This is a genomic window from Methylibium sp. T29, from assembly GCF_000576205.1.
In the GTDB taxonomy this organism is placed as follows: domain Bacteria; phylum Pseudomonadota; class Gammaproteobacteria; order Burkholderiales; family Burkholderiaceae_C; genus Methylibium; species Methylibium petroleiphilum.
Genome location: NZ_AZND01000294.1, coordinates 1 through 3,719 on the forward strand (window position 1 = coordinate 1; position 3,719 = coordinate 3,719).

General features: G+C 71.3%; 3 protein-coding genes. 2 read left to right on the forward strand and 1 reads right to left on the reverse strand.

Features of this window, described 5'->3' with window-relative positions; translation table 11 throughout:
* On the reverse strand, window positions 1–324 hold a 324-nt coding region (locus x551_RS19655; protein ID WP_152543603.1), incomplete at its 3' end, for a hypothetical protein.
* A gap of 571 nt (window positions 325–895) precedes the next feature.
* On the opposite strand from x551_RS19655, the gene x551_RS19660 reads away from it, so the two are divergent.
* Together x551_RS19660 and x551_RS27960 are read left to right on the forward strand one after the other, a co-directional pair.
* The gene (locus tag x551_RS19660; protein ID WP_161728095.1) at window positions 896–3,256 is read left to right on the forward strand and encodes a TonB-dependent receptor; all 2,361 of its coding nucleotides are present in this window, start codon (window positions 896–898) and stop codon (window positions 3,254–3,256) included.
* 272 nt (window positions 3,257–3,528) lie between these two features.
* The gene (locus tag x551_RS27960) at window positions 3,529–3,660 is read left to right on the forward strand and encodes a hypothetical protein (protein WP_256364000.1); all 132 of its coding nucleotides are present in this window, start codon (window positions 3,529–3,531) and stop codon (window positions 3,658–3,660) included.
* The last annotated feature ends 59 nt before the right edge of the window (window positions 3,661–3,719 follow it).

A 3,719-nucleotide genomic window follows, 5' to 3' on the forward strand; every position in this document is an offset into this window, starting at 1 on the left:
CTGGCCGGCGCCGTCGACCAGCCGCACGTCGAGGTGGCGCGAGCCACCGGCGTCGCGCAGCGCGCGCACGGCGGCCACCAGTTGCTCGTCGTCGATGGTGTTCGCCGCGATCAGCAGCGCGCTCATCTCGGCCTGGGCCAGCGCGCCGGAGAGTTCGTCGCGCATGTCCTCGCGCGCCCGCCACAGCCCCACCAGCAGCGCGAGCAGCAGCGCCCCCAGCACCACCACCAGCGCGCCGCGCATCACCAGGCGCGGCAGCTCCAGCGGCGCCGGCGCGGCCGGTACGTCGGGAAGAACTCCCGGCGTACTGGCGGGAGGAAGCACCACAGAATCAGGACGAGTCATCACCAACGAAGCAGCAAGGAGAGAGCGACGATGCAGGCCCGGAGCGAGGCCCCACGCCCGGCGAGCGGCGTGCCGGGCGGCCGGCCCGTGATGCGCGCGATGCCGTCCGCCGATGTGCCGACGCAGTGTGCACGAGCGCGCGGCACTTGCATCGGTCGCCACGCCGCGCCGAGTGCTGGCGGATCGGCAGCGTTCGATCAATTCGTGACTGCGGCCACCGCCGGATCGGCGCTGCCGGCGGGGCGCCTCCGCCGCCTCACGCGGGCCGGGCTCCGGCCCCTGCACTGACGCCGTTTTCCCCGTGTCCCTCTGGGCAAGCCTGGCGTTGCCGCGCCTGATGGGCTTGCCTCTGCACCCCGCTCGATGCCTGCATCGGGCGGGGTATTTTTTAGGCCGCCGGGTTTGCGCGCGGAGGCGGGCAATCGGTTGTTTCCCCAGTGCTCACTCGTTCAACTCGGGAATTTCTCCCGAGCCGGGCAGCGGTACACCGTACGCACAATCCCGGGTCGTTGTTGTGATGACCCTATAACTACTATCAGGAGACTTGACGGTGACTCGCCCTCTCGAAACCCGGCCCGCGCGGCCCACGCGCCTGGCACGGCCGGACCGATCCACACCGTCGCCGATCACGCGCGCACTGGCCGCCCTCGGGTGGCTCGGCCTGCCGCTGATCGCCCTGCCCGGCACCGCCGCGGCCCAGGCCGCCACACAGCTCGAGCGGGTGGAGGTGATCGGCGTGTCGCCGCTGCCCGGCCAGGGCATCGACCGCAACATCCTTCCCTACTCCACCCAGGTGCTCAAGCGCGACGCCATCGACGGCGCGCAGGCCGTGAACCAGACCGACTACCTGAACCGCCGCGTGGTCGGCGTGCAGGTCAACGAGATCCAGGGCAGCCCCTTCCAGGGCGACCTCACCTACCGCGGCTTCCGCGCCTCGCCGCTGCTCGGCGCCGGCCAGGGCCTGTCGGTCTACCTCGACGGCGTGCGCATCAACGAGCCGTTCGGCGACGTGGTCAACTTCGACCTGATCCCCGAGTTCGCGATCAACACGCTGTCGTTGGTGCCCGGGGCCAACCCGGCCTTCGGCCTCAACTCGCTGGGCGGTGCGCTGGCCTACACCACGCACGACGGCCGCAGCGCGCCGGGCTTCCGCGCCGACCTGTCGGCCGGCAGCTTCGGCCGCAAGCGCGCGGACCTCAGCTATGGCCGCAGCGACGACAGCGGCTGGCACCAGTACGTGGCCGTCACCGGCTTCGACGAGGACGGCTGGCGCGACCACTCCGACGGCAAGCTCGGCCAGTTCTTCGGCAAGCTGGGGCACGACGACGGCACCACGAGCTGGAGCCTCGGCGCGCTGTACGCGCAAAGCAACCTGGTCGGCAACGGCCTGCTGCCGGCCTACACCATCGACGACGGCGCGCTGGTCAAGGACCTGTACTTCTCGCGCCGCGAGTCGGTCTACACCTTCCCCGACCAGACCCGCAACAAGCTGGGCCAGCTGAGCTTCAACGGCCAGCACGCGATCGACGCCAACAGCTCGCTGGCCGCGCTGCTGTACGTGCGCAAGAGCTCGCGCAGCACCATCAACGGCGACGAGGCCGAGGAAGAGCCGGACGATCCGGGCGATCCGAACGCCGCGTTCAACAACACCGCGACCACGCAGACCGGCTACGGCGCGGCGCTGAGCTATTCGCGCGTCAGCGGGGCGCACCAGTGGCAGGTGGGTGCCAGCGTGGACCGCTCGCGCGTGGAGTACAGCCAGTACGAGCAGGAAGGCTTCTTCACCGACCGCCGCGGCGTGATCCCGGCGCCGGGCGAGGACCGCGAGCTGTCGGCCAACGTGGAAGGCAGATCCACCCACTATGGCGTGTACGCCACCGACACCTGGCAGGTCGCGCCGCGCACGCACGTGACGGGCACCGCGCGCTACAACCATTCGACCGTGAGCAACCAGCTCACCACGCGCGACGACGACACCGGCATCATCGAGGACAAGCCCAACGAGCGCTTCAGCTACAACAGCGTGAACCCGGCGCTGGGCATCGCGCACCGCCTCGGCGAAGCGGCCACCACGCCCACGCTGTTCGCCAACGTGGCGCGCAACACGCGCGTGCCCACCGTCATCGAACTCGGCTGCGCCGACCCCGACGAGCCCTGCCGCCTGCCGGCCGGGCTGCAGGCCGACCCCTACCTGAAGCAGGTGAAGTCGACCACGGTGGAGGCCGGCCTGCGCTGGCCGCTCGCGCCCGGCATGCGCTTCAACCTGGCGGCCTTCCGCACCGACAACAAGGACGACATCCTGTTCCGCAGCACCAGCGTGACCGGGCAGCTCGGCTACTTCGCCAACTTCCCGAAGACGCGCAACCAGGGCGTGGACACGGAGTTCGCGGTGACCCACGGCGCGTTCGACGTCGGCATCGGCTACAGCTTCCTGAAGGCCACCTACGAGGCCAACGGCGTGCTGCGCCAGGGCGAGCGCAACGTGACCATCACGCCGGGCACCCGCATCGCCGGGCTGCCGCGCCACACGCTGAAGCTGGCGGTGGACTGGCGCGTGGGCGACGGCCTCACGGTCGGCAGCGACCTGCAGGCGGTGACGAGCCGCGGCGTGTCGGGCAACGAGGACGGCCTGCTGGAGGACCCGGAGGTCGGCGAGGACCCCGAGTACAAGCGCGTGCGCCTGCCCGGCTACGCCATCGTGAACCTGCGCGCGAGCTGGAAGCCGAGCGCGCAGTGGGAGCTGTACGCGAACGTGAACAACGTCTTCGACCGCCGCCACGAGACCTTCGGTGCGCTGGCCGAGACCATGTTCGACGCCAGCGGCAACTACACCGGCGAGGAAGCCGACGCGCTGTTCGTGGCGCCGGGCACCCCGCGAGCCGTGTTCGTGGGCCTGCGCTACCGGTTCTGACCCCTCCGCGTTGAGCGGGCGCCCGAGCGGACCTCTCGGCACCCCACCCCGCCCCCGCTGGTGCCTGGCACCGCCGGGGGCTTTTTCATCGGGGAAGCGCGCTCGCCGGCCGGGCCGCAGCGTGACACACTGTCCGCGCTTTGGCACATCACGCCACACTGCGAACGGCCCGCGCCCCGGCGGCCCCGCCGCCAGCCACCGCGGCGGGCCGGGAACAGCGATTGCTCTGAACCCCGGCTCACGCCGAACCCGCCTGCCCCGATCCGATGCTCATGACCGCCCGTTCGACCCTGCGGCCCGCCACCGACAGCGCGGTGGTGGTGCGTGCGCCCGGCCGGCTGCACCTGGGCTTCCTCGACCGTCGGCCACGCTCGGGCGGCGCTTCGGCAGCCTGGGGCTGGTGATCGACGACTTCGACACCGTGGTGGCGCTGCGCCGCGATGCGCGCAACCACGGCGAGGCC

What these genes read in the sequence shown, in the direction of transcription:
- x551_RS27960 (WP_256364000.1), top strand. Translation starts at nt 3,529, where the DNA reads ATGACCGCCCGTTCGACCCTGCGGCCCGCCACCGACAGCGCGGTGGTG.